This window comes from Methylorubrum zatmanii (assembly GCF_014845115.1).
Classification (GTDB): domain Bacteria; phylum Pseudomonadota; class Alphaproteobacteria; order Rhizobiales; family Beijerinckiaceae; genus Methylobacterium; species Methylobacterium zatmanii.
In genome coordinates this window covers 1-4,905 of record NZ_NKUI01000294.1, presented here as the reverse complement: position 1 = coordinate 4,905, position 4,905 = coordinate 1, and the positions used below count along the sequence as shown (strand labels likewise).

The following is a 4,905-nucleotide window of genomic DNA, read 5'->3' as shown; positions in this document are numbered from 1 at the left end:
GCTTGATCGGAGCGGGTTGCATATCGGCCAGCCCGCGCGGCGACTGAGCGGAGCCCAAAGCCGCCATCCCGAAGGGATCTGCCGGATTGGGTAGGAGGAGCGGCCACGAAAAAGGGCCGCCCCGAAGGACGGCCCTCTTCTTCCCCGGAGATCTCCGAAGAACTTAGCGCGAGTAAAACTCGATGACGAGGTTCGGCTCCATCTGCACCGGATAGGGCACCTCGGAGAGGCCCGGGATCCGGGTGACGCGGGCGCTCATCTTCTGATGATCGACCTCGATGTAGTCCGGCACGTCGCGCTCGGCGAGCTGCGAGGCCACGACGACGATCTCGAGCTGGCGGGAGGCTTCCTTCACCTCGATCACGTCGCCGGCCTTGACCTGGAAGCTCGGGATGTTGACCCGGCGACCGTTGACCTTGACGTGGCCGTGGTTGACGAACTGGCGCGCGGCGAACGGGGTGGCCACGAACTTGGCGCGGTACACCACCGCATCCAGGCGGCGCTCGAGCAGGCCGATCAGGTTCTCGCCGGAGTCACCGCGCAGGCGGATCGCCTCGGCGTAGTAACGGCGGAACTGCTTCTCGGTGATGTTGCCGTAGTAGCCCTTGAGCTTCTGCTTGGCGCGCAGCTGCGTGCCGAAGTCGCTCATCTTGCCCTTGCGGCGCTGGCCGTGCTGGCCGGGGCCGTATTCGCGGCGGTTCACGGGGCTCTTCGGGCGGCCCCAGATGTTCTGGCCCATGCGGCGATCGAGCTTGTGCTTCGCCTGGACGCGTTTTGACATCGCTGTTCCTCTGGAACATTTTTTGAGGAACGCGCCCTCCTCTCCCTCTTCGCCGGAGCGGCGAGGGCGACAGGGCGGTTGTTACCGCCCACGGGTGCGTATGAAATGCGACGGGGCCCCAAACCGGAGCCCCGTACACGGTGGGGTGCCTAGACGAGATCGCCGGCAGCGTCAATGCCGCAGCCACCGGCCCGCTCTCCTCACGCTTCGTTAACCCTCGTATCGCCTGAATCGGGCGCGACCATTCCCCGACACCTCGACGGAGCGCCGACCGATGCCGACGCCAAGCCCTCGCGCCAGCCTGATCGGGCTCGCCCTCACCGGCAGCCTGATCGCCAGCCCGGCGCTGGCGGATTTCCAGTCCTGCCTCGCGGGCATCCAGTCGCAGGCCGCCGGGGCAGGGGTCTCGGCCCGGACCTTCCAGACGGCGACCGCGAATATCGCCTACGACGACAAGGTGATCGAGCTGTCTCAGGCCCAGCCGGAATTCAAGACGCCGATCTGGGACTACATGGCCGCCCTCGTCGATGACGAGCGCGTCGAGGACGGGCGCGCCGCCATGCGCCAGCACGCCCAGGCCCTGGCGAATGCCGAGGCGCGCTACGGGGTCGACCGCTACACCATTGCCGCCGTCTGGGGCGTCGAGTCGAATTTCGGCAAGAATCTCGGCAAGATGCCGCTGGTGCAATCGTTGGCGACGCTGGCCTGCTCCGGGCATCGCCGCCGCGAGTTCTTCCGCAACGAGTTGATCGCGACGCTGAAGATCATCGAGCGCGGCGACATCGAGCCGTCGCGGCTCACCGGCTCCTGGGCCGGCGCCTTCGGCCAGACGCAGTTCATGCCGACCACCTATCACCGCCTCGCCGTCGACGGCGACGGCGATGGGCGGCGGGACATCGTCGATTCGGTGGCCGACGCGGTCGCCTCCACCGCCAACTTCCTGCGCGTGGCCAAATGGTCGAATGCGCAGGGCTGGGGCTACGAGGTGCGGCTGCCGCGCGGGTTCAACACCGCCGCCGCCGGCCGCAAGAACAAGAAGCCTGTCAGCCACTGGGCCTCGCTGGGCGTCACCCGCGTCGATGGCCGCCCCTTGAGCGGGGAGGGGCCCGTCGGCATCCTCGCCCCGGCCGGCGCCAACGGCCCGGCCTTCCTCGTGACCAAGAACTTCGACGCGATCTACTCCTACAACGCCGCCGAATCCTACGGCCTCGCCATCGCCGTCCTGTCGGACCGGTTGCGGGGCCGCCCCGGCGTGCAGGCCACTTGGCCGACCGACGATCCGCCGCTGTCGCGGGCCGAGCGCCGTGACCTGCAGAGCCGTCTGATTGCCCGCGGTTACGATGTCGGGGAGCCGGACGGCAAGGTCGGCTCGAAGACGCGTGAGGCGATCAAGGACGTCGAGCGCGCCCTCGGCATGCCGGCCACCGGGCGCCCGGGCGGCAAGGTGCTGGAGGCGCTGCGGCGGGGATGATCACTCGGCCGGAAATCCTTCACGCATGGTGGCGACGAAGGACTCCGCCTGGGCGATCGCCCATTCGGCATCTTGAGCCGAGGGCACACCGGCCAGATAATCCGCCTGGATGCGGATATCCTGCAACCGGTTGAAGGCTCGGCCGTAAGCCGCGTCGACCCGACCGGTTTGAACGAGCCTCTGCCCAAACGCGGCGATGAGTCCGCGATGCGTCTTGCTGGCCGATCCATCCAAAGGATGACCAACGGCCAGCAGGGCAGCCCGCGCCGCATCGAACATGGCATAGTAGGCTCGGTTACAAGCGCCTTCGGTATCATTCGCGGAAAGCAGCAGCCGGGCCGCTTTCAGGGCCCGCTCGGCTTTACCGAGAAAAGCCGCTGGTGGCGCCTCCGTCACAGTCTGATGCCGTCACGTCGGATGCTGGCGATCAGATCGGGATTGGGGAAGCGCTCCGGCTGCCTCCACTCCTCCTCCCACATCGGCACGGCCTGGACGAGCAGGCCGGTTTCCAGGAGGACATCGAAGGCGATCTCGGCCATCTCGCCGGAAACCTGTCTTCGCTCGGCGCTGTCTCCGTCCAGCACGATAGCCAGGTCAGCGTCGCTCTCGGCATCATGCGTGCCGCGGGCGCGGCTTCCGAACAGGAAGACCTCTCGAATCGGGTATCGTCCGCCAATACGCCTGAGAAAGGCGCGCACACCGCGCTCCGTCGCCGCGTCCGGAAATTGCGGCTGGATCGCGGTCGCGCCTTGCTTCGGATCGGTCATCGGCTTCTGACGCGCAGTGTCGACGGAGCTTCCCGATAGCGCTTCGGAAAGCCGGGTGGGTGCTTCGATATCTCTGCACGAAACCGCGCAACAAAAAACCCGCCCCGAGATGATCGGGGCGGGTGATGTTTCGAGAGATGCCTTCGCGATGACGCGAAGGCATGCCGGAAGAGAGATTACTCCGCGGCGGCGGGAGCGGCGGCCTTGTTGGCCTTGGCCGCCTTCTCGGAGCGGTCGGAGCGCTCGACGATACGGGCGGACTTACCGCGACGGTCGCGCAGGTAGTAGAGCTTGGCGCGGCGGACCTTACCGCGACGGGCCACCTTGATCGAATCGATCATCGGCGAATGCACCGGGAACACGCGCTCCACGCCCTCGCCGTAGGAGATCTTGCGGACCGTGAAGCTCTCGTTGAGGCCACCGCCGGAACGGGCGATGCAGACACCCTCATAGGCCTGAACGCGGGTGCGGTCGCCTTCCTTCACGCGGACGTTGACGATGACGGTGTCGCCCGGCTCGAAATCGGGGATGGTCTTGGCGAGGCGGGCGATCTCTTCCCGCTCGAGCTGCTCGATGATGTTCATTGGAAAAGCTCCGGCCGTTGCGCCCCTCCCGCATGATCGGGGCGTCAGGATTTCGGCATCCTGTTGTGAGTTGGCCGGGCCTGTACAGGATGCGCGCGGCTTTGTCGATGGGGCCGCGCGCGGAAGCGTCGAGAAGTCGGCTCAGTAGCGGGACGGAACGATCATCTCCTGCGGGATCGGCGCGCGGATGTAATCGGCGTGGCGCACCCGGTCCGGCAGCACGACCGGCGGATGGGATACATTGCCATAGGGGATCTGCTCCAGCAGGTGGCTGATGCAGTTGAGCCGGGCCCGCCGCTTGTTATCCGCCTCGACGATCCACCAGGGAGCCTCGGGGATGTGGGTCCGTGCCAGCATGTCCTCCTTGGCGTGGGTGTAATCCTCCCAGCGGCGGCGCGACTCGACATCCATCGGCGAGAGCTTCCACTGCTTGAGCGGATCGGCGATGCGCATCTGGAAGCGCAGCGCCTGCTCGGCGTCGGTGATCGAGAACCAGTACTTCACGAGCTTGATGCCGGAGCGCACCAGCATGCGCTCGAATTCGGGCACGGAGCGGAAGAACTCCTCCACCTCCTCCTCGGTGCAGAAGCCCATGACGCGCTCGACGCCCGCCCGGTTGTACCAGGAGCGGTCGAACAGCAGGATCTCGCCGGCCGCCGGCAGGTGGGAGACGTAACGCTGAAAGTACCACTGCGTCCGCTCGCGCTCGCTCGGGGCGGGCAGCGCCGCCACGCGGCAGATGCGGGGATTGAGCCGCTGGGTGATGCGCTTGATGACGCCGCCCTTTCCGGCCGAATCGCGGCCCTCGAAGATCACGACGACCCGCAGCCCCTCGTTCTTCACCCAATCCTGCAGGCGCACCAGCTCGTGCTGCAGGCGCAGCAATTCCCGGAAATAGGTGCGCCGGGAGGGCGCGGTGCCGTCGTCGTGATCCTCGTCGAGGCTGAGTTCCAGCTCCTCGTCATAGCTGTCGGCGAGTTCACGGCGGATCGCCTCGAAATCGTAGGCGGGCGGGCTGCTGTTGGCGGGCATGGGGCCAGGTCCGGTCGGCGGGTCGTACCGGTCGCTTAGACCATCATGATGTGACAGGCCGGCGAAGCTCGGGTCTCCCTGCACCCACGCCCCCGGCCCGTCCCGGCATTGGACTCGCGGCGCCGGATGCGAACCAGATCGGGGAATGAAGCGGTGCGCGGCCTTCGACCCTGCGGCGAGCTTGACGGCCTGCCCGGAGCGCGGACAATCGGTTCTCGAAGGCTTCGCGACCGGAACCGGTCCTGTCGCGGGCGGGAGGGGGTTAAGCGG

The 4,905-nt window shown here is 67.1% G+C and carries 6 protein-coding genes; 1 reads left to right on the top strand and 5 read right to left on the bottom strand.

Going from position 1 to position 4,905, the window contains the following annotated elements; all coding sequences use genetic code 11:
• Positions 1–163: 163 nt before the first annotated feature.
• Positions 164–781, bottom strand: a complete 618-nt coding sequence (gene rpsD, locus MZTS_RS23725) for a 30S ribosomal protein S4 (RefSeq protein ID WP_192285728.1) — start codon at positions 779–781, stop codon at positions 164–166.
• A gap of 274 nt (positions 782–1,055) precedes the next feature.
• Here rpsD and MZTS_RS23720 point away from each other — a divergent pair, with 274 nt between their 5' ends.
• Positions 1,056–2,252: a lytic murein transglycosylase gene (locus MZTS_RS23720; protein WP_192285726.1), complete on the top strand. Its 1,197-nt coding sequence runs from the start codon at positions 1,056–1,058 to the stop codon at positions 2,250–2,252.
• Here the strand turns inward: MZTS_RS23720 and MZTS_RS23715 are convergent, their stop codons facing one another.
• From MZTS_RS23715 to ppk2, 4 genes are all read right to left on the bottom strand, one after another.
• On the bottom strand, positions 2,253–2,648 hold the full coding sequence (locus MZTS_RS23715) for a HEPN domain-containing protein (protein ID WP_192285724.1): 396 nt from the start codon (positions 2,646–2,648) through the stop codon (positions 2,253–2,255).
• Positions 2,645–3,019, bottom strand: coding sequence for a nucleotidyltransferase domain-containing protein (locus MZTS_RS23710; RefSeq protein ID WP_192285722.1), 375 nt, complete (start codon positions 3,017–3,019; stop codon positions 2,645–2,647). Before MZTS_RS23710 ends, MZTS_RS23715 begins: the two co-directional genes overlap by 4 nt.
• Positions 3,020–3,195: 176 nt before the next feature.
• Complete coding sequence (gene rplS, locus MZTS_RS23705; RefSeq protein WP_192285720.1) at positions 3,196–3,603, bottom strand: 50S ribosomal protein L19; 408 nt, start codon at positions 3,601–3,603, stop codon at positions 3,196–3,198.
• A gap of 141 nt (positions 3,604–3,744) precedes the next feature.
• Positions 3,745–4,635: a polyphosphate kinase 2 gene (gene ppk2 / locus MZTS_RS23700; RefSeq protein WP_192285718.1), complete on the bottom strand. Its 891-nt coding sequence runs from the start codon at positions 4,633–4,635 to the stop codon at positions 3,745–3,747.
• Between the last annotated feature and the right edge of the window lie 270 nt (positions 4,636–4,905).